Origin of the sequence: Actinoplanes sp. NPDC051633, from assembly GCF_040681735.1 — a bacterium.
Classification (GTDB): domain Bacteria; phylum Actinomycetota; class Actinomycetes; order Mycobacteriales; family Micromonosporaceae; genus Actinoplanes.
Genome location: NZ_JBFAZH010000031.1, coordinates 1 through 18,345, shown reverse-complemented (window position 1 = coordinate 18,345; position 18,345 = coordinate 1). Strand labels below are relative to the sequence as shown.

The window sequence follows — 18,345 nt, the reverse complement described above, 5'->3', positions numbered from 1 at the left end:
CCCGTTGCGGATGACGAAGACCGCCACCGTCGCCGGCCGCGGCGTCGCCCTGGTGATCGGCTGCAACACGTTCCCGACCTGGAACTCGTACCCGGGACTGTTCGCCAGCCTGGTCACCGGCAACCCGGTGATCGTCAAGCCGCACCCCGGCGCCGTCCTGCCGCTCGCCCTCACCGTGCAGATCGCCCGCGAGGTCCTCGCCGAGGCCGGGCAGAGCCCCGACCTGGTCACGCTCGCCGCCGAGGCGCCCGGCGACGGCATCGCGGCCACCCTGGCCACCCACCCCGACGTGCGGATCATCGACTTCACCGGGTCCAGCGACTTCGGCAACTGGCTGGAGGCGAACGCGCGGCAGGCCGTGGTCTACACCGAGAAGTCCGGTCTCAACACGGTCGTCGTCGACTCGACCGACGACTACAAGGCCGTGCTGCGCAACCTGGCGTTCTCCCTGTCGCTCTACAGCGGACAGATGTGCACGACCCCGCAGAACATCCTGGTCCCGGCCGCGGGGGTGCAGACCGATCAAGGCCTCAAGGATCCGGGTACGTTCGCCGCCGACCTCACCGCGGCGATCGACAAGCTGCTCGGCGACCCGCAGCGCGCCGCCGGCACCCTCGGCGCGATCGTCAACGACGGCGTGCTGTCCCGCCTCACCGAGGCCAGTGGTGCGTCCTCGGCGACCCGCCCGTCGGCCGAGGTGGCCGACCCCACCTGGCCCGACGCGACCATCCGCACGCCGGTCGTGGTCAAGCTGGACGCCGCGGACGAGAAGACCTACACGCGCGAGTGGTTCGGCCCGGTGTCCTTCGTGATCACCACCGAGTCCACGCCGGCCTCGCTCGCGCTGTTCGTCGAGACCGTGCGGCACCACGGCGCGCTGACCGCGGCGGTGTATTCGACGTCGCCCGAGGTGATCGAGGCGGCTCGCGAGGCCGCCCTGGACGCCGGCGTGCACCTGTCGGAAAACCTGACCGGCGGTGTCTTCGTCAACCAGACCGCGGCCTTCAGCGACCTGCACGGCACCGGCGCCAACCCGGCCGCCACCACGGCGCTGACCGACGACTGGTTCGTCAGCGGCCGGTTCTTCACCCTGCAGTCGAGGCGGCACGTGTGATGAGCGCCTTCGAGGACACGATCGCGCGCGATCAGCGGATCGAGCCGCGCGACGAGATGCCCGACGGCTACCGCCGGACGATGATCCGGCAGATCGCCCAGCACGCCCACTCCGAGATCATCGGCATGCAGCCGGAGGGGGAGTGGATCACCCGGGCGCCGACCCTGCGCCGCAAGGCGATCCTGCTCGCCAAGGTGCAGGACGAGGCCGGTCACGGGCTCTACCTGTACTCGGCGGCCGAGACCCTGGGCGCCGACCGCGGCGACCTGACCGTGCGCCTGATCGAGGGCCGGCAGAAATACTCGTCGATCTTCAACTACCCGACGCTGACCTTCGCCGACGTCGGCGTGATCGGCTGGCTGGTCGACGGCGCCGCCATCTGCAACCAGGTCCCGCTGTGCCGCAGTTCGTTCGGGCCGTACGGGCGGGCGATGATCCGGATCTGCAAGGAGGAGTCGTTCCATCAGCGGCAGGGCTACGAGCTGCTGATGACGATGATGCGGGGCACGCCGGAGCAGCGCGAGATGGTGCAGGACGCGACGAACCGCTGGTGGTGGCCGTCGCTGATGATGTTCGGCCCGCCCGACGCCGAGTCGCCCAACTCGGCGCAGTCGATGGCGTGGAAGATCAAGCGGCACTCCAACGACGAGCTGCGGCAGCGGTTCGTGGACATGAGCGTGCCGCAGGCCGAGGCGCTGGGCGTCACGCTGCCCGACCCGGAGCTCGAGTGGAACGCCGAGCGCGGGCACTACGACTTCGGCACCCCGGACTGGGACGAGCTGAAGCGGGTCATCTCCGGCGACGGGCCGATGAACCGGCAGCGGATCGCCCGCCGGCGGGAGGCCCACGAAGAGGGCGCGTGGGTGCGGGAGGCCGCCGCGGCGCACGCTTCCAAGGAGCGACGATGATCAAGCACGAGTGGCCGCTGTACGAGGTGTTCGTGCGGGCCAAGCGCGGCCTCAACCACGTGCACGTCGGCTCGCTGCGGGCAGCCGACGCCACCATGGCGCTGCACCACGCGCGTGACCTCTACACGCGGCGCAACGAGGGCGTCAGCATCTGGGTGGTGCGCTCCGACGACGTGGTCGCCTCCGAGCCCGCGGACAAGGAGTCGTTCTTCGAGCCGAGCGGCGACAAGGCGTACCGGCATCCGACGTACTACGCCATCCCCGACTCCGTACCGCACATCTGAGGTCGCCATGTCCTTCGACGACGCGTACGGCGCGCTGACCGACCACGACGACGACGCCCGCTGGGCCTACGGCACCGGCTTCGCCGACCCGCTCGGCGGGGTGCCCACCGAGCTGCCCGAGGGTGTGGACCGCGCCGAGCTGGCCGAGCGGTGCCTCGCGCTGGGCGACGACGCGTTGATCATGTCGCACCGGCTGCAGCAGTGGGTGACCCGCGCGCCCGAGCTCGAGGACGAGGTGGCGATCGCCAACATCGCGCTGGACCTGCTCGGGCAGGCCCGGCTGCTGCTGACCCGCGCGTCCCAGGCGGAGGGCCGGGGCCGCGACGAGGACGCGCTGGCCTACCAGCGGGGACCCGCCGAGTTCCGCAACGTGCGGCTCGTCGAGCGGTCCGATCTCGACTTCGCGCATCTGATGGCCCGGCTGCTCGCCTTCTCGACGTGGCGGCTCGCGGTGCTGGACGGCTTGACCGCCGCGGAGGACCCGGTCCTGGCCGCGATCGCCGCCAAGGCCGTGAAGGAGCTCACCTACCACCGGGACTATGCGGCGCAGTGGGTGGTGCGGCTCGGCGACGGCACCGAGAAGTCGCATCGGCGCATGCAGGACGCGGTGGACGCGCTGTGGCCGTTCCTCGGGCCGCATCGGGGTGACGAGTTCGACGCGGTGATGGCGCAGGTGCTGGCGGCGGCGACGCTGCGGCATCCGGGGGAGCCGGGAAATCGGGAGCTGCCGTCCGAGCTTGCGGCGATCCTCGACGAGATGCAGGGCCTCGCCCGTTCCGTGCCCGGCGGTGTGTGGTGAGCGCCGCCGAGAGGGTCGCCGCCGGCGTCGACCCGGAGCTGCCGATGCTCACGCTCGCGGATCTGGGCGTGATCCGGGATGTGCGGGAGGACGCGGACACGGTCGTCGTCACGATCACGCCGACCTACTCGGGGTGCCCGGCGATGGACGAGATCCGGGCCGATCTGCGGCGGGCGTTGACCGGCTACCGATCGGTCGAGGTGCGTACCGTGCTGGCGCCGGCCTGGACCACCGACTGGATCTCCGAGGCGGGCAGGGCCAAGCTCGCCGCCGCCGGCATCTCGCCGCCGGGTCCGGCGCCGCGCCGGGCACCCGGTCCGGTTCCCCTCAACCTCGGTCTGCCGAGGACCGGTGTCGCCTGTCCCCAGTGCGGCAACCCCGAGAGCGAGCTGATCTCCGCGTTCAGCGCCACCGCATGCCGGGAGCTGCGCCGCTGCCCGTCCTGCCGCGAGCCGTTCGAGCACGTGAAGGAGATCTGAGGTGTTCCATCCGCTTCGCGTCGCCGACGTCGAGCGGCTGTGCGCCGACGCGGTCGCGGTGACCTTCGACGTGCCGTCCGAGTTGGAGCAGGAGTTCGCCTTCCGGCCGGGGCAGTCCCTGATCGTGCGCCGGGGCGACGAACGGCGGACGTATTCGATCTGCGCCCCGGCCGGCGAACGCCCGCGCATCGGTGTGCGTGAGGTTCCCGGCGGCGTGGTCTCCTCCTGGCTGGTGCACGACCTGCGGCCCGGCGACCGGGTCGACGTGGCGCCGCCGTCCGGCACGTTCACGCCCGAGCTGGACCGGCCCGGCCATCACGTGCTGATCGCGGCCGGCTCGGGCATCACCCCGGTGCTGTCCATCGCCGCGTCCCTGCTGCGCCATCCCGAGACGCAGGTCAGCGTGCTCTACGGCAACCGGCGGGCGGACACCGTAATGTTCGCCGAGGAGCTGTCCGATCTTAAAGACCGCCATCCGTCACGCCTCGAGCTGGTGCACCTGCTGTCCCGCGAGGCACGCGAGGTCGAGCTGCTCACCGGGCGGCTGGACGCGGCGAAGCTGCGTACCCTCCTCCCGCTCCTGATCGACGTCGACGCGGTGGACCACTGGTGGCTGTGCGGCCCGTTCGGGATGGTCACCGACGCGACCGAGGTGCTCACCGAGCACGGAGTGTCACCGGAGCGGATCCATCGCGAGCTGTTCTGGGTGGATGAACTGCCGCCCGAGGTGGTGCGCGCCGACGACGCCCGGCCGGACGGCCCGTCGAGCGAGGTGACCGTGCAGCTGGACGGCCGATCGACGACGGTGACCGTGGCCGAGGGCGAGACGGTGCTCGAGGGTGCGCAGCGGGCCCGTCCGGATATGCCCTTCGCGTGCAAGGGCGGAGTGTGCGGCACATGCCGGGCCCGGGTGACCGACGGTGAGGTGCGGATGCGGCGCAACTTCGCGCTGGAGCCGCGGGAGGTGGCCGCGGGATTCGTGCTGACGTGCCAGTCGACGCCGCTGACCGAAAAGGTCATCGTCGACTTCGACGACTGACGATGCCTCGCTGACCGGTACGTATGCGATACGTCGTTGGTTCAGCATCTAAGTGGTTTGTGGACAATTCCATAGCGTCCGTCCTCGGGAAGTCTTCTTGCGTACCTGGTGCAAGAAGTACCGAGACCGAGGAAAGGAGCTCGACTGATGCGAGCACGCAAGGCTCTCATGATCGCCGCAGCCGGCGTCGTGGTGGCGGGCGGACTTGCGGTGGCGCCGTTCTCTTTCGCCGCGCAGGCACCCGGGGATGGGTGCGCGGACGTGGAGATCATCGGCGCACGTGCCTCGACCGAACGGGCGGGCCTGGGGGTTCTGATCGGGCCACTGGCCCAGCGGGTCACCCGTGGCACCGCCCGGACCGTGAGGTCCACGGCCGTCGACTATCCGGCAACGCTGGGTAACTATCAGAACAGTGTGCGGCAGGGCGTCGCCGACATGGCCGAGAAGATCGAGGCCACGGTCGCGTCCTGCCCGGACACGAAGATCGTCCTGGCCGGTTATTCGCAGGGCGCTCAGGTGGTCGGTGACACGATCGCCGGGGCCGGCCGGCGCGGCGAGCCCGCGGTGGACGCCGCGGCGATCGACCAGGTGGCCGCGATCGCGCTGTTCGGCGACCCGACGTTCACCGCCGGTGAGCCGTTCAACGCGGCGAACCGCACCCGCAACGGGGTGTTCTCCCGTGGCCGGGGCAAGCTGGATGCGGTCGCCGACCGTACCCGGTCGTTCTGCAACACGGGCGACACCTTCTGTCAGGGTGGGCAGAACCTCGCCGCACACCTGAACTACAACGGTTCGCTGAACGCGGCCGAGCAGTTCATCGTCGGCAAGGTCGGCGGCTGACCGCAGCACGGGGGCGCCCGCCAGCGCCCCTCAGTCCGTCAGGCGGCGCGGCGTTCGAAGACGCGCAGGTCACGCGCCTCCCGCGCGTACCGTACGAGGGTGTGCACCGTGCGCGGGCCGGCCACTCCGTCGGGACGCAGGCCCACCCGCGACTGGAACGCCCGGATCACCGCCTCCAGGTCGGCCGGCTCCGGGCCGATCCGCAGTCCCAGATCGGCGAAGAGCGCCCGCAGCGCGGCCGGGTCGGCACCCGGCCCGTCGTCGTCGGACCACCCGATCAGGCCGCCCATCGCGGTCCCCACCACACCGAAGATTCCCATGAATCAAGCATCGTGAGCGTTACTGTGCGCCACATCTGCCTGCGGTCTTCGAATGCTGTGCGCCCTGCGACTTTCGGTCTAGGGGCTCCACCCTAGGTCGTGTTTCGTGTCGGCAACCGCCTCAGAAGTCGTCGACGCGGTCGCTCTCGGCCGGGCAGACGGTGTCGATGGCCAGCTTGATCAGCTCCCGTGCCGTGGCCTGATCGGTGGCCTCCGCGTCGGCCGTACCCAGGGCCCGGGTCTCCGCGACCAGCGCGTCGGTCTTCGTTCCGGCGGCCAGCGACGCGCAGGCCTGCTGCGCGATCTCCTCGATCTCCTCGTCCCGCCGGTCGACGGCGATCTCCGGCATCTTCGCCTGCACCGCGGCCACGAACGCGGCCATTCCGCCGCCCTGTCCGGCCCGCTCGGTGGCCGCTGTGCGGGCCGGCTTCGCGGCCGCGGTGGTGGTCGCGGTGATCTCCGGCGTCGCGGCGGGCGTGCTCTCGACGGGTACGGACGCCGGCACGTCGGCCGGCGCGGCCTCGTCGTCGGCGCACGCCGCCAGCATCAGCACCCCGGCCAGCGGCACGGCCAGCGGTACGGCCCATCGCAGTCGTCCCATGACCGGTCCAACGGCGCGGGTGCGGCCGACGTGACGGGACGCGGGACCTGACCGCGTTCAGCGGACTCACAGACCGCTCACAAGGAAGTGACAAGCCGCCCGGGAACCGTGGAGTCATCAGCCCTTGAGAAACGAGGCGGCGCCATGACCAGCACGATCAACGACACCCGGCCCCACACCTACGAGAACATCGCGACTCCGCCGACCTTCGTCATGCCGCCGCCCGGGCCGCCCGACGACGGGCAGCCGCCGTCGCACCGCGGGGATCGCCGGTGGCCGCGCCGGGTCGCCGGCGGCATCGCCCTCCTCGCCCTGGCCGGCGGCGGGGGAGCGGCGGGCGGCGTGATCGCCGAGCACCACACCGCCGCGGACGGGACCACCGCCGCCACGACCGCAGCCACCGCCGCGACCACGACCGTCACCGAGGGCGACAACCTCGCGGCCGTGGCCGCGAAGGTCTCACCCAGCATCGTCACCGTCCTGGTCGACAGCGCCCAGGAGTCGTCGCTGGGCTCCGGCGTCGTCCTCTCCGCCGACGGCCTGATCCTCACCAACAACCACGTGATCGCCTCCGACGGCACGGTCAGCGTGCGCCTCGCCGACGGCAGGACCGTTCCCGCCACCGTCGTCGCCGCCGACAGCACCCACGACCTCGCGCTGGTCCAGGCCCGGAACGTCACCGGCCTGACGCCGGCCACCTTCGCCCCGGACGCTTCGGTCGCGGTCGGCGACACGGTGCTGGCCTTCGGCGCCCCCCTCGGCCTCGAGGGGACCGTCACGTCGGGCATCGTGTCGGCCCTGGACCGTGAGGTGAGCACCGGCAACGAGAAGCTCACCGGCCTGCTGCAGACCGACGCGGCGATCAACCAGGGCAACAGCGGCGGCGCGCTGGTCGACACGGCCGGCCGGGTGATCGGCGTCAACGTGGCGATCGCCACCGCGGGCGACTCGACCGGAAGCGTGGGCGTGGGCTTCGCGATCCCCGCGGACACGGTCACCGCGGTGGTCAAGCAGCTCGAGGCCCAGGCCGGCTGACAAAACTGCGTGCCCCGCAAAGATGCGGGACACGCAGAATTCGGCTCAGCCCGCCAGGTGACCCCAGCGGTCCTCCAGCTCGCGCCAGCTCCCCTGCGCCTCGACCCGGCCGCCGATCAGCACGACCACCTTGTCGGCCTGCACCAGCGCGGCGCGCTTCGAGGTCGAGCCGACCACCGTGACGCCGTGCGACCGCAGCGCCTGCCACAACTCCAGCTCCGTGGTGACGTCCAGCGCGGACGACACGTCGTCGGCGATCAGCAGCTCGGTGCGCGGTGCCAGCGCCCGGGCCAGCGCCAGCCGCTGCAGCTGACCACCGGAGAGCCGGGTCCCCTTGTGCCCGATCAGCAGCTGCAACCCGCCGCCGGCCGCGGCCAGGTCGTGCTCCAGCTGGGCCGTCGACACGGCGTCCTCCGCGTCCACCTCGTGCCCGAGCTGGATGTTGTCGGCCACCGTCCCGGAGAGCACCCGCGGCAGCTGCCCTACGTACCCGACCTGGTTGGGCCGCAGGAACAGCTCCGGCTCGTCCACCGGCTGGCCGTTCCAGGTCAGCCGCCCGGTGTGGTGCACGATCCCGGCCAGCGCTCGCAACAGCGACGACTTGCCCGCCCCGACCGGGCCGAGCACCAGCACCAGCTGTCCCCGTTCGACGACCAGGTCCACGTCCTGCGCGCCGACCATGCCGTTCTCGTGCACCGCGCTGAAGCCGGAAAGCTCCAGCCGCTGCAGCGGCCGCCGCGGAGCGGCCGGGGGCGCCGGCGCGGTGCCGGCCGAGATGTCCACCCCCGGGATCGACGACGAGTACGCGGCCGCGCCCGCCATCGTCACCGTCCGCCGCGTCCACACCCGGGCCGACGGGAAGTGCGACACCAGCGACGCCGCCACCCACGCGAACCACCGCGCGCTGCCCAGCACCGACACCGCGATCAGCGTGGCCGCCGCGGACAGGTCCCCGGCCAGGTAGAGGCCCCACGCCGCGATCGGCAGCAGCCCGCTGAGCGCCGCCGGTGTGGACCGCGCCCACACCTGGATGGAGATCTCGCGGCGCTGCTTCTCGCTGCGGTCGGCGTCCAGCTCGGCCAGGTGGTCCAGCACCGGCTCGGTGGCCCCGGCCAGCTTGACCGTGCGAGCCGCCGACAGCGACGACACCAGCGCGGTCGCGAACGCCGCCCGCGCCGCCACCGTACGCCGCGCGGCCCTTTCCAGCCGCGGGCCGAACAGCGTCGCGGTCAGCCCGGACACCACCATCGTCCCGATGAAGAACAACGCCGGGACGATCGAGCCGGAGGCCCACGTCATCGCGACGATCACCAGCAGGCTCATGGCCAGGTCGATGATGTTGTCGGCGAGCATGACCACCCGCTCGGTGTCGCCGCCCTGGGCGACCACCTCGGCCGGGGTGTACTTGCTGACCCGGCGTGGCCCGATCTGCCCGTGCACCAGGCGCAGGCTGATCCGCAGCATCTGCCGCACCCACCACTCCGGGAACCACGCCCCGGTGTAGAAGAGGGTTGGGATCGCGATGATCAGCGCCGCCGCGATCCCGATCGCCGGCAGCATCGGGTCGCCGACGCCGTCCACCACGTGCGCCCACATCAGCGGCAGGATCGCGCCGTCCATGCCCAGCAACACGAGCACGGCGAAGAACGCGACCGCGCCCATGCTGAACCGCGGGTCGTTCGTGGCGAGCCGGAAGATCTCCCGCAGCGTGCGGGCCTCCGGAGCCGGGGGCAGCGGCGGCGGGTCGGCACGCGGCAGATCGTTGACCAGCGAGGTGTCGGCCGGCGGCTGCGTCTCGACCAACGAGGAGGAGTAGCCGTCGCGCTCGGCCAGCAGCACGCCGCCGCCGGTGGTCACCGCCGCGTTGCTGGTGGCGAGCAGCTCGGCGAAGCGCCGCGACGCGCGCAGCGGCCCCGACTCGAGCACCGCGCCGTCGGACAGCACGACCACCTCGTCGCAGCGTTCCACCGACGACAGCCGGTGCGCCACGATCACGCCGATCCGGCCCTCGAGCAGCCGGTCGGTGGCGCGCTGCACCCACGACTCGGTGACCGGGTCCATCCGGGCGGTCGCCTCGTCCAGGATGACCACCTGCGGGTTGCGTACCAGGATCCGGGCGAAGGCAACCAGCTGCTCCTGCCCGGCGGACAGCTTGTAGCCGCCCTCGCCGAGCCGCGTCTCGATGCCGTCCGGGAGGCTGGCCGCCCACGCGGTCAGGCCCAGCTCGGACAGCGCGCCACCCGCCCGCGGGAGCAGCTCACGGTCGAAGAGCGCGATGTTCTCGGCCAGCGTGCCGGCCAGGATCTCGGTGCGCTGCGGGACGATCGCGGTGAAGCGGCGCAGCCCCTCGACATCCATGTCGTTGATGTCCACGCCGGCCAGGAAGACGGTGCCGCGCGGCACGTCCACCGCCCGGGTCAGCACCTTGGCCAGGGTCGACTTGCCCGAGCCGGTGCGGCCGATCAGCGCGTACGAGCGGCCGCGGTCGAAGGTCAGGCTGACGTTGCTCAGCGCCGGCGGCCGGTCCGAGTCGGACTCGGAGTACCGGAACGTCAGGTTGCGCACCTCGAGGCTGCCGTCGCGCGGCGGCAGGCCGCCGACCGGCTCCTGCGGAACCTTCCGCAGCAGCTGCACCCGGCTCCAGGCGCCGAGCGCGTTCTGCAGCTCCGGCACCATCCGCGTGACGTGCTCCAGCGTGCCGGCGAAGCCGAGCGCGAGCAGCCACACCGAGGTCAGCCGCGCGCCGCTCACCGAGCCGTTCAGCAGCGCCCAGGCGCCGCCGACGACCAGCACCGCGATCAGGGTGCGGGTGATCGCGCCGGCGCCCAGGGTGACCTTCGAGGACATGCGCCAGACCCTGCGGCCCCGGCGCAGCACCTCGCTGGCGCGGACCGCGAAGAGCTTGAGGACGTACGGCGCGGCCAGGCTGGTGCGCACGTCGTCCTGCCCGTGCACCGACTCCTCCATCACCGCGGCGAGGTCGGACCAGGCCTCCTCCTCGCTGATCCGGGCCGGGCCGATGCGGGCGATCGGTTTGCTCATGACCAGCACGAGCAGCGCCGACACGAGCACCATCCCGACGCCCGCCGGCCACCAGACGAAGAACGCCGTGACGATCGACAGACCGGCCACGGCGAGCGACTGGGCGAGCCGGATGCCGCTGCCCCGGACCTCGGACCCGACCTGGTAGACGTCGCTGTCGATGCGGTCGAGCAGCTCGCCGACCGGGGTGTTCTCCAGCGTCGGCAGATCCTGCCCGAAGGCCACCCGGTTCAGCCCACGGCGGGCCCGCGCGGCCCAGTCGGCGGTGAGGCCGGCCGCGACCAGGTTGACGATCACATCGCCGAGGACGGAGATCACCAATGCCACGGCGAGCAGCACGAACAGCGGCACGGATCGATTGATCAGCACGGCGCCGGCCAGGGCCAGGGCGCCCGCCTGCCCGGCGGCGCCGAGCAGGATCAGCAGACCCACCAGCAGGGTACGGACCGACGACGTCTCCCATAGGTCACGGAGCAAGCGCATGCGAGATCCTCACGTCGGTTCGGGCGGTGAACCCATCCTCCGGCTCCGGGGAGAGCGCTTCAACGCAATTACGTCGCCCTCGGCTGTCACGCGTGTCACCATCACGCGGGTGATCGATCTCCCCGACACGGTGCGCGCGAAGGCCCGCCTCGCCGGCGCGGACGACTGGCTGGCCGGGCTCCCGGGTCTGGTCGACGAGCTGGCGGGCCGCTGGTCACTGACCATGGGCCGGAGCTTCCAGGGCGGGACGGAGGCCTTCGTGGCGGAGGCAACCCGGGCCGACGGCACACCCGCGGTGCTCAAGCTCATGATCCCCCGCGCGGGCGATCACGCGCGGCACGAGATCGTCGTGCTGCGGCTCGCGGATGGCGACGGGTGTGCGCGACTCCTCGAGGCCGACGAGGGGCTCGGCGCGATGCTCATCGAGCGCCTCGGCCCGTCTCTCGCCGACCTCGACCGTCCCCTGCCCGAGCGCCTCGAGATCCTGACCGGCGCCGCGCAACGCATCTGGCGTCCGATTCCCGACGGCCTGCTGCCCACGGCCGTCGACAAGGCGCTCTGGCTGGACGACTTCATCACCCGCCGATGGGCCGAGCGCGATCGTCCCTGCACCGAGCGCACCGTCGACCACGCCAGGATGGCGATTCGAAACCGGATCGACGGGTACGCCCCGGATCGCGCCGTCCTGGTCCACGGCGACGTCCACCAGTGGAACGCCCTGCGGAGCGCCGACGGCTTCAAGCTGGTCGACCCCGACGGCCTGCACGCCGAGCCGGAGTACGACCTGGGCATCCTGATGCGCGAGGACCCGGTCGAGCTGATGGAAGGCGATCCGTGGGACCGCGCCCGCCGCCTGGCCGCGAGCACCGGCACCGACGCGACGGCGATCTGGGAGTGGGGCGTCGCCGAGCGCGTGTCGACCGGCCTGGTGCTGACCGGCATCGGCCTGCAGCCGCTGGCCGCCCAGATGCTCGGCGTCGCCGACGAGATCAGCCAAAAGTGGTAGCCCAGACGCCCATCCGACGGGCGAACAGCCCGCTGGGCTACCACTGTTCGCTTGCGACTCCCTGCCGGAGCGGGAAGTGGTAGCCAGGACGCCCATCCGACGGGCGAACAGCCCGCTGGGCTACCACTGTTGGCTTGCGGAGCCGCGCCGGGTCAGGCGGCGTGCAGGGTCAGCAGGGTGATCTCGCTGGGGGCGAAGATCCGGAAGGGCGGGCCCCAGAAGCCGGTGCCCCGGCTGGTGTAGAGCTGCGTGCGCTCGCCGTGCCTGGACAGGCCCTGCAGTGCCGGCTGGTCGGTGCGGACCAGGTAGTGGAACGGCCAGATCTGACCGCCGTGGGTGTGGCCCGACAGCTGCAGGTCGACGCCGTGCGTCACCGCGCCGGCGATCTGCTGTGGCTGGTGCGCGAGTAGCAGGACCGGCAGGGAAGGGTCGGCGCCGGCCAGCGCGGCCGCGTGATCGGCCTGGTGGCCGGGCACGCCGGATCCGGCCGCGGTCCGGTCGTCCACGCCGGCGATCACCAGGTCGTCGCCGCCGCGCGACACCACCACGTGCTTGTTGTGCAGCCAGGTCCAGCCCAGCTCGGTCATGTGCTCCACCCAGCCGGGCGCGCCGCTGAAGTACTCGTGGTTGCCGGTCACGTAGACCCGGGCCAGCGCGGCCCGGACGTCGCCGAGGGGCGTGGACTGGGCGCGGCGCCTGGACACGTCGCCGTCCGCGATGTCTCCGGTGTGCGCGACCACGTCGGCGTCCAGGGAGTTGACGACGTCGACGACGCCGCGGGACCACTTCGCGCGGTCGACCGGGCCGTAGTGGGTGTCGGTGATCAGCACGACGCGGAGCCCGTCGAGTGCGGCGCCGAGGCGGGGGAGCGTGACGTCGACCCGGCGTACCCGGGAGATCCGCATCGCCTCCGCGTACCCCCAGATCAGCAGGACCAGCGCGATCAGCGCGACCACGGCCGTGACGATCCGCGACCGGACCGGATCGGCCACGCCGGCGATCGTCAGCACCACGCGCAGCACGTTGCCCAGCAGGGACCAGACGAAGAGGACCCACACGACGCCGAGCATCGTGTCGGCGATGATCGCCGCCCGGTCCATCCCGCGACCGTGCCCACCGAACATGAGCAGCGGAAACGCCAGCACGGCGACCAGGGCGACGACGGACAGCACGGCCGGGACCGGGCCGGGCCACTCGTTGCCCGCCAGCACCAGCGTCCAATAGGGCACCCCGAACAACAGCGCGAGCACCAGAGCCACCACGACCCCGAAGATCACCGCGCGGCGCCGCCGCCGTGGCCGGGCCTCGACCGCTTCACCAACTGACACGCGGCAAGCATGCCACTCATCGGTAGGCGGGATACACGTCCTGGGATTCCGGCAGCCCCGGCCAGCGCGACCGCAGATCGTCCTCGGTCGCCGCGAACCACGCCGACAGCCGTGGCAGGACCGTCGCGGTGGCCTCCGCGCCCACCTGCAGCGTGTCCAGCAGCTGGCCGCGCCGCGAGAAACCCATCGGGTGCGGCGGATCGGCGTCGAGCAGTTTGGGTACGCGGACCAGCCGGATGATCGTCCACGCCCCGACCGCGGCCGCCATGCCCTCGGCCCACGCGCGGTCCGCCGCCCGCCCGGCCGCGGCCCGGTACGCCGCCTCGACCTCGGCGCCCACCGCTGGCGGGATCCGGGCCCAGCACGGCCCGCCGTAGAACGGCAGCCGGAACTGCGCGGCATCCAGCAGCGGGTGCTGACAGGCGGCGTCCTCGAAGTCGAGCAGCCGCATCCGGCCGTCGCGCAGCCGGCAGTTCTGCGGCGCCAGGTCGCCGTTGGAGAGCGCCATCGGCCCGGAGGCGAGGATCTCCAGCAGCTCGGCCACGTCCCGATCGGCCCACTCGGTCTCGGTCAGCTCGCCGATCCGCGACCAGTGCTCGGCCACGTCGAACCAGGGCGGCCCGATGCCGTCGGCCTGGCCCAGGGTCGCGGTGTGCATCCGGCCGACCGCCTCGGCCAGCGCGACGAACGCCGCGGTCGCCGCCGCCGGGTCGGAGCCGACCAGCAGGTCCTCCAGTGCCGGACCGTCGCCCAGGTCCTCGAGCACCAGCAGGCCGGCGCTGTCGTCGGTGGCCAGCAGTCGAGGGCCGGCGTCGCAGTCCAGCTCGGCGAGCAGCAGCAGGGCGGACAGCTCGCGCCGGAACCCCGAGCGGCGGCGGGTGTCGCCCGGCGGGCGGCGCATCTTCACGATCACCGTGCGGCCGTCGTCGGCGGTGCAGCGCAGCAGCCGCGGGTTGACCGCGACGGTGTTGCACCAGCCCTCGGTGACCGGGCGCGCGGACTCCAGGGTCACGCTGGCGCCGCCGGGCAGGTCCATGCCGCCAGGTTAAGCCGGTGGCGTGCCGATTCCGCGGATCAGCTCCGCCGGGACGATCAGGTCGGCGCGCGACCGGGTGGCCATGATGATCTGGGCGTTGCGCTCGTCGGTGCCGGTGGCCCACTCCACCGCCTGAGCTTCGTCCTTGCCGAAGCGCCGGTGCCGGTCGACCAGCCGCCGCAGGCGTTCCTCCTGGTCCAGGTCCGCGTACCAGATCTCGTCGAACATCGGCCGGACCTTGCCCCACGCCGGGTCGTCGACCATCAGGTAGTTGCCCTCGGAGACGATCAGCCGGGCGCTGCGGGGCACCGGGATGGTGCCGGCGATCGGCTGCTCGATCACGCGCTCGAAGCCGGGCGCGTAGATCACGTCGTCCTCGTCGTCGCGCAGCCGCTTGAGCAGCGCGGCGTAGCCCAGGGCGTCGAACGTGTCCGGCGCGCCCTTGCGGTCCCGCGCGCCGAGCCGTTCCAGCTCCACGTCGGCGAGGTGGAAGCCGTCCATCGGGACGTGCGCGACGCCGGGCGAGAGGGCCCGTACGAGTTCCTCGGCGAGCGTGGTCTTGCCGGCGGCGGGCGCACCCGCGATGCCGAGCACCGCACGCCGCCCGCCGGGCACCAACGAGGTGGCCCGCTTGACCAGGTCGTCGAACGTCAGCGCCATAGGCGCGACCGTAACAGGCAGGTCAGTTGAGAGGCTCAGATGCCGAGGCGCAGCGCGGCGACACCCGCGGGGGAGAGCGGCCGGGCGGTGGCCCGCAACAGGTCCCCGTGTACGCACGCGGGCAGCTCGGAGCCCAGGGCGCACAGTGCGGGGTAGAGGTCGAGCACGTCCCGGTGGCTCAGTGCGCCCACGCCGATCAGCAGGCCGTTCACCGAGCTCGGGTTGCGGGCCAGCTCGGCGCACAGCTCGGCACGCCACTGCCGGTCGTCGACCCGGGAGGCGAACTCACGCGCGATCCGATTGCTGGCGGTGAAGGCGAACTCGGCGGCCGCGTGCCGGCCGGAGCGGGCGAGCACCGGCGCGAGCCGTACCGCGATGCCCAGCCGCACCGCCAGCTCGGGGACGCTCAGCACGTCCAGGCCGAAGCCGCAGGCCTCGCAGAGCCGCTGGAAGGTCTGGGCGTGCACGACCGTGGCCGGCCGCGGGCAGTCGCCGAGCGGGCCGCACACGGCGTCCATGATGATCTCGGCGAGGGTGCCCTCCTCGTCGAAGCGTCCGACCCCGAAGAACGTCGCCGGGGTCGCGCGGTAGCGGGCCAGGGCGGCGCGTTCGGAGGCGTAGCCGTCGGGGTCGACACCGATGCGGGGCACGCCGAGGTGGGCGTGGAGCTGAATGAGCCGGAACATGGGCCGCTCCCGGGGTAGTGCTGTGCGTCGTCATCCGGGGATACGGGCCATGCGGGGCGACGGTTCAGTCCTTACTCTGCGTGTAGGAAAAACTGCGCTTTTCACGGTGCCGCGTCATCCGGAAGCAGTCGAAGGTTACGGCGTGTAACGCGTAAACGCCAGCAGTGAGAAGTGCCAGCATGCCGCCGAGCACCGCCGTGAGTGACGTGTCGAGCGCGTGCCAGGCCGTCGGCATCGCGGTCACGGCGAGGAGGACGGCGGCTCCCGCGGCGGACTCGGCGAGCCGCCAGGCATCGATCGTCATAGCGGTCACTCTTTCGCCCGGGCGTACCCCGCCGCTTCCGCCCGCGGACGGAACCGTGCCTATGACTTTCGGCAGAGGCCGGACCGTCAAGTCGAGGGGGCGCCGGCCGATAGGGGATCTGTGAACTGGGAAACGCTCCCCGCCCTGATGTACCACTCGGTGTCCGCGATCGGCGGTCCGCTGAGCGACCTCGCCGTGCCCGCGTCCCGGCTGACCGAGCAGCTCACCGCGCTGACCGCGGCGGGCTACCGCCTGGTCGGGCTCAGCCAGGCCCTCGACCTGCTGGACGCCGGCTGCACCGACCGGCTGGTCGCGGTCACCTTCGACGACGGCTACCGCAACTTCCTCACCGCCGGGGTGCCCGCGCTCGAGGCGGCCGGGGCGAAGGCCACGCTCTACGCCTCGGTCGGGCATCTCGGCGACCGGGCCGGCTGGCTCGGCCGCTGGTCCCCGGACTTCGGCCGGCTGCTCACCTGGGAGGAGCTCGCCGAGGTGGCCGCCGCCGGGGTGGAGATCGGCAACCACAGCCTGATCCACCACCCGCTGGACGTGCTGCCCCCGGACCGGCTGCACGAGGAGATCGTCCGCAGCCACGACGAGCTCGAGCAGCGCCTCCAGCTCCAGGTGCGCAGCTTCGCGTACCCGCACGGCTACAACGGCCGCCGGGTGCGCGACGAGGTCCGCGCCGCCGGGCACGACAACGCCACCGAGGTGGGCCGCCGCCTGCACCGGCCCGGGGAGCACCGGTTCGCCGTGCCGCGCCTGCAGCCGACCCCCGAGCACACCGGCGCCGATCTGGTCGAGCTGGTGTCCGGCGGCGGCCCGCAGCTCGTACCCGTGGTCAAGAAGCTGGCCCAGCCGGCCTGGCGGGTCGCCCGCAGGGTCGCGCTGCGCACCGGACGGACGCTGACGTGACGCCGCAGCACCGGGCGCCGAAGCGCTACCAGCGGCGGGTCTTCCTGGGCCTGGCCGGCTTGGCCGCGGTGCCCACGGGCGCGGTCTTCATGCTGCAGTCACGCACCCAGGCGCCGCCCGCGGAGGCCACCACCGGCCCGAGTGCCGCGCCGTCGGCGTCGCCGTCGGCGTCGCCGTCGGCGGCCGTGACCGTTCCCAAGATCGTGACCAGTGGCGGCGGACCGGTTCCGTTCCGGCGCGGCCGGGCGATGCTGGGCGCGTACCTTGGTCTGGACGGTCTGTCGCCGGCCTCGGCGGTCGACCTGCGCCGCCGGCAACTCGGCCGCGACCTGCGGATCCTGCACGTCTTCTACGCGTGGACCGACGTGCTGCCGCGGTCCATCGCCTGGCTGCCCGACGACGCGTACCCGATGATCTCCTGGCGCGGCACCGACCACGCCTCCGTGCTGCGCGGCGACCATGACGCGCTGATCGCGCGCAACGCCAAGCAGATCAGGCGGTTCGGCCGGCCGGTGCTGCTGCGCTGGGGCTGGGAGATGAACGGCGACTGGTACGCGTGGGGCGGCGCCGACAACGGCGACAACGCGGCGGGGTACGTGAAGGTGTGGAAGCGGATTCGCAGCATCTTCGCCGACCAGGGCGCGGACAACGTCTCGTGGGTGTGGAGTCCCAACTGGAACGACAGCCCGGCCGCGAAGTGGAACGCGAAGGCCCGCTACTACCCGGGCGACGACCAGGTCGACTGGGTCGGCGTGTCCGGCTACAACCTGCACCGCGAGGCGCCGGGCACGATGTTCCAGCCGATCTACGACGCGTACGCGACGCGCAAGCCGATCATGATCACCGAGATCGGGTCGGTGGACCGCGGCGGCAGCACGAAGGCCGACTGGATCACGCTGGCCGCCAACTGGATCGAGCAGCACCCGGCGATCGGCGGCGTGGTCTGGTTCGACACCGACACCCATCCGGGCTACCACGAGAAGTGGCGCATCGACACCGACAGGGAGTCCCTGGCCGCGTTCAGGGCGATGGCGAGGGACGCCCACTTCCTCGGCTAGGACCGGCCGGCCGGGGGTCTACTTCGTACCGACCCCGATGTTCAGCGGCGCGACCAGCACAGCCGGGCCGTTGCCGGCGGCGCGGTCACGGACCATCCCGTCGAGCACCCGGATGACGTCCGCGCGTTGCCCGGCGGTCAGGTCGGCGACGAGCATGCCGGGGATCGGGTTGCCGCCGACGGTCCAGTCCCACAGCTGCTGCCCGGATGCCACCGTGAGGCGCTCCTGGTGGCTCGTGTCGACGGTGACGTCCCGCAGGCCGGCGTCGATCAGCCGCTGCCGCAAGACATCCGGGTCGGCGACCTGGAACTCCAGCAGCGGCTCGTCCTCCGCGGGACCCTCGAACCCGGCGACCACCGCCTGCACCGCGGCGATGAAGACGTGCAGCGCCTCGAACCCGCTGGGGTC

Annotated in this window: 20 protein-coding genes; 11 read left to right on the top strand and 9 right to left on the bottom strand. The window is 72.3% G+C overall.

The genetic code is table 11. From position 1 onward, the window contains the following. From AB0M20_RS03780 to AB0M20_RS03750, 7 genes are all read left to right on the top strand, one after another. A partial coding sequence (locus AB0M20_RS03780) for an aldehyde dehydrogenase family protein (protein ID WP_364293207.1) occupies window positions 1-1,114 on the top strand: 1,114 nt, incomplete at its 5' end. Then, entirely contained in the window at window positions 1,114-2,022 is a 909-nt protein-coding gene (gene paaA / locus AB0M20_RS03775; RefSeq protein WP_364293204.1) for a 1,2-phenylacetyl-CoA epoxidase subunit PaaA, read from the top strand. The genes AB0M20_RS03780 and paaA, both read left to right, overlap by 1 nt. Then, on the top strand, window positions 2,019-2,306 hold the full coding sequence (gene paaB, locus AB0M20_RS03770; RefSeq protein WP_364293201.1) for a 1,2-phenylacetyl-CoA epoxidase subunit PaaB: 288 nt from the start codon (window positions 2,019-2,021) through the stop codon (window positions 2,304-2,306). Before paaA ends, paaB begins: the two co-directional genes overlap by 4 nt. A 7-nt stretch (window positions 2,307-2,313) precedes the next feature. Continuing rightward, window positions 2,314-3,105 (top strand): 1,2-phenylacetyl-CoA epoxidase subunit PaaC, encoded by a 792-nt coding sequence (gene paaC, locus AB0M20_RS03765; RefSeq protein WP_364293198.1) that lies wholly within the window; start codon window positions 2,314-2,316, stop codon window positions 3,103-3,105. Beyond that, window positions 3,099-3,584, top strand: coding sequence for a 1,2-phenylacetyl-CoA epoxidase subunit PaaD (gene paaD / locus AB0M20_RS03760; protein WP_364293195.1), 486 nt, complete (start codon window positions 3,099-3,101; stop codon window positions 3,582-3,584). The genes paaC and paaD overlap by 7 nt, the downstream gene beginning before the upstream one ends. A gap of 1 nt (window position 3,585) precedes the next feature. Beyond that, entirely contained in the window at window positions 3,586-4,623 is a 1,038-nt protein-coding gene (gene paaE, locus AB0M20_RS03755; protein WP_364293192.1) for a 1,2-phenylacetyl-CoA epoxidase subunit PaaE, read from the top strand. Between the two features lie 147 nt (window positions 4,624-4,770). Beyond that, window positions 4,771-5,463, top strand: coding sequence for a cutinase family protein (locus AB0M20_RS03750; RefSeq protein WP_364293189.1), 693 nt, complete (start codon window positions 4,771-4,773; stop codon window positions 5,461-5,463). Window positions 5,464-5,501: 38 nt separating this feature from the next. Here AB0M20_RS03750 and AB0M20_RS03745 read toward each other — a convergent pair whose 3' ends face one another. Together AB0M20_RS03745 and AB0M20_RS03740 are read right to left on the bottom strand one after the other, a co-directional pair. Further along, the gene (locus AB0M20_RS03745; RefSeq protein ID WP_364293185.1) at window positions 5,502-5,783 is read right to left on the bottom strand and encodes a peptidoglycan-binding domain-containing protein; all 282 of its coding nucleotides are present in this window, start codon (window positions 5,781-5,783) and stop codon (window positions 5,502-5,504) included. 121 nt (window positions 5,784-5,904) lie between these two features. Beyond that, window positions 5,905-6,384 (bottom strand): hypothetical protein, encoded by a 480-nt coding sequence (locus AB0M20_RS03740; protein ID WP_364293182.1) that lies wholly within the window; start codon window positions 6,382-6,384, stop codon window positions 5,905-5,907. A gap of 144 nt (window positions 6,385-6,528) precedes the next feature. Between AB0M20_RS03740 and AB0M20_RS03735 the strand changes: the two genes are divergently transcribed. Further along, window positions 6,529-7,419, top strand: coding sequence for a trypsin-like peptidase domain-containing protein (locus tag AB0M20_RS03735; RefSeq protein ID WP_364293179.1), 891 nt, complete (start codon window positions 6,529-6,531; stop codon window positions 7,417-7,419). 45 nt (window positions 7,420-7,464) lie between these two features. Here the strand turns inward: AB0M20_RS03735 and AB0M20_RS03730 are convergent, their stop codons facing one another. Further along, window positions 7,465-10,944 carry an ATP-binding cassette domain-containing protein gene (locus AB0M20_RS03730; RefSeq protein WP_364293176.1) on the bottom strand — a complete coding sequence of 1,160 codons (3,480 nt, stop codon included), beginning with the start codon at window positions 10,942-10,944 and terminating at the stop codon, window positions 7,465-7,467. Between the two features lie 109 nt (window positions 10,945-11,053). Here AB0M20_RS03730 and AB0M20_RS03725 point away from each other — a divergent pair, with 109 nt between their 5' ends. Then, entirely contained in the window at window positions 11,054-11,950 is an 897-nt protein-coding gene (locus AB0M20_RS03725) for an aminoglycoside phosphotransferase family protein (protein WP_364293173.1), read from the top strand. 152 nt (window positions 11,951-12,102) lie between these two features. On the opposite strand, the gene AB0M20_RS03720 is transcribed toward AB0M20_RS03725, so the two are convergent. From AB0M20_RS03720 to AB0M20_RS03700, 5 genes are all read right to left on the bottom strand, one after another. Then, window positions 12,103-13,278: a metallophosphoesterase gene (locus AB0M20_RS03720; RefSeq protein WP_364293170.1), complete on the bottom strand. Its 1,176-nt coding sequence runs from the start codon at window positions 13,276-13,278 to the stop codon at window positions 12,103-12,105. Between the two features lie 16 nt (window positions 13,279-13,294). Continuing rightward, window positions 13,295-14,314: a phosphotransferase gene (locus AB0M20_RS03715; protein ID WP_364293167.1), complete on the bottom strand. Its 1,020-nt coding sequence runs from the start codon at window positions 14,312-14,314 to the stop codon at window positions 13,295-13,297. 9 nt (window positions 14,315-14,323) lie between these two features. Beyond that, complete coding sequence (locus tag AB0M20_RS03710) at window positions 14,324-14,974, bottom strand: nucleoside/nucleotide kinase family protein (RefSeq protein WP_364293164.1); 651 nt, start codon at window positions 14,972-14,974, stop codon at window positions 14,324-14,326. Between the two features lie 35 nt (window positions 14,975-15,009). After that, the gene (locus tag AB0M20_RS03705) at window positions 15,010-15,660 is read right to left on the bottom strand and encodes a hypothetical protein (RefSeq protein WP_364293161.1); all 651 of its coding nucleotides are present in this window, start codon (window positions 15,658-15,660) and stop codon (window positions 15,010-15,012) included. Between the two features lie 64 nt (window positions 15,661-15,724). Further along, the gene (locus AB0M20_RS03700; RefSeq protein WP_364293158.1) at window positions 15,725-15,964 is read right to left on the bottom strand and encodes a hypothetical protein; all 240 of its coding nucleotides are present in this window, start codon (window positions 15,962-15,964) and stop codon (window positions 15,725-15,727) included. A gap of 120 nt (window positions 15,965-16,084) precedes the next feature. On the opposite strand from AB0M20_RS03700, the gene AB0M20_RS03695 reads away from it, so the two are divergent. After that, the gene (locus tag AB0M20_RS03695; protein ID WP_364293155.1) at window positions 16,085-16,879 is read left to right on the top strand and encodes a polysaccharide deacetylase family protein; all 795 of its coding nucleotides are present in this window, start codon (window positions 16,085-16,087) and stop codon (window positions 16,877-16,879) included. Beyond that, a complete protein-coding gene (locus tag AB0M20_RS03690; RefSeq protein ID WP_364293152.1) occupies window positions 16,876-17,937 on the top strand; it encodes a glycosyl hydrolase in 1,062 nt (353 codons plus the stop codon). Before AB0M20_RS03695 ends, AB0M20_RS03690 begins: the two co-directional genes overlap by 4 nt. Window positions 17,938-17,955: 18 nt before the next feature. Here the strand turns inward: AB0M20_RS03690 and AB0M20_RS03685 are convergent. Further along, window positions 17,956-18,345, bottom strand: a 390-nt coding sequence (locus AB0M20_RS03685; protein ID WP_364293149.1) for a hypothetical protein, incomplete at its 5' end; no start/stop codon positions are given.

What these genes read in the sequence shown, in the direction of transcription:
- paaA (WP_364293204.1), top strand. Translation starts at nt 1,114, where the DNA reads ATGAGCGCCTTCGAGGACACGATCGCGCGCGATCAGCGGATCGAGCCG.
- paaB (WP_364293201.1), top strand. Translation starts at nt 2,019, where the DNA reads ATGATCAAGCACGAGTGGCCGCTGTACGAGGTGTTCGTGCGGGCCAAG.
- paaC (WP_364293198.1), top strand. Translation starts at nt 2,314, where the DNA reads ATGTCCTTCGACGACGCGTACGGCGCGCTGACCGACCACGACGACGAC.
- AB0M20_RS03750 (WP_364293189.1), top strand. Translation starts at nt 4,771, where the DNA reads ATGCGAGCACGCAAGGCTCTCATGATCGCCGCAGCCGGCGTCGTGGTG.
- AB0M20_RS03745 (WP_364293185.1), bottom strand. Translation starts at nt 5,783, where the DNA reads ATGGGAATCTTCGGTGTGGTGGGGACCGCGATGGGCGGCCTGATCGGG.
- AB0M20_RS03740 (WP_364293182.1), bottom strand. Translation starts at nt 6,384, where the DNA reads ATGGGACGACTGCGATGGGCCGTACCGCTGGCCGTGCCGCTGGCCGGG.
- AB0M20_RS03735 (WP_364293179.1), top strand. Translation starts at nt 6,529, where the DNA reads ATGACCAGCACGATCAACGACACCCGGCCCCACACCTACGAGAACATC.
- AB0M20_RS03730 (WP_364293176.1), bottom strand. Translation starts at nt 10,944, where the DNA reads ATGCGCTTGCTCCGTGACCTATGGGAGACGTCGTCGGTCCGTACCCTG.
- AB0M20_RS03715 (WP_364293167.1), bottom strand. Translation starts at nt 14,314, where the DNA reads ATGGACCTGCCCGGCGGCGCCAGCGTGACCCTGGAGTCCGCGCGCCCG.
- AB0M20_RS03710 (WP_364293164.1), bottom strand. Translation starts at nt 14,974, where the DNA reads ATGGCGCTGACGTTCGACGACCTGGTCAAGCGGGCCACCTCGTTGGTG.
- AB0M20_RS03705 (WP_364293161.1), bottom strand. Translation starts at nt 15,660, where the DNA reads ATGTTCCGGCTCATTCAGCTCCACGCCCACCTCGGCGTGCCCCGCATC.
- AB0M20_RS03700 (WP_364293158.1), bottom strand. Translation starts at nt 15,964, where the DNA reads ATGACGATCGATGCCTGGCGGCTCGCCGAGTCCGCCGCGGGAGCCGCC.